1 pseudogene is annotated in these 532 nt (G+C 45.5%); it reads right to left on the bottom strand.

Annotation, left to right across the window (positions count from 1 at the left end):
- Positions 1–532 (bottom strand): annotated as a pseudogene (locus tag EWM59_RS27975) (hypothetical protein); the annotation flags it as partial.

The raw sequence follows: 532 nt of genomic DNA, 5'->3' as shown, positions 1-532 counted from the left end.
CGATTAAAGTAAGCGTGCTTGGTGAACAGACTACCTTGGTAGCTGGGGCTGTAATCGTTGGAGCAGTTGGCTGAGCTACAATCTGTAAGCCAGTAACTGCCGTGCTTGCTGGAGAAATACAACTACCTACTGTACAGGTAGCTGTAATGCTATAAGTGCCAACACTTGATAAAACTATACTTGTACCTGATGAACCATTTGACCAATTAATTGTTCCTGCACAACCACTTGCCGTTAAGGTTAAAGTACTTGGCGCACAAACCACTTTGGGATTTGGTGCATTAATGGTCGGTGCTGATGGTTGAGCGATAATTTGTAATCCTGTTACTGCTACACTTGCCGGAGAAATACAAGACTCAACTGTACAGGTCGCTGTAATGCTATAGGTACCCACACTTGAAAGCGTTAAGCTACTGCCTGATGAACCATTCGACCAGTTGACTGTGCCTGCACAACCACTTGCCGTTAAAGTAAGCGTGCTTGGCGAACACACTACTTTTGTAGCTGGGGCTGTAATCGTTGGAGCAGTTGG

This window comes from Emticicia agri (genome assembly GCF_004168285.1).
In the GTDB taxonomy this organism is placed as follows: domain Bacteria; phylum Bacteroidota; class Bacteroidia; order Cytophagales; family Spirosomataceae; genus Emticicia; species Emticicia agri.
Note: the sequence above shows the minus strand (reverse complement) of the source record. Positions and strands in the feature narration are given on the sequence as shown.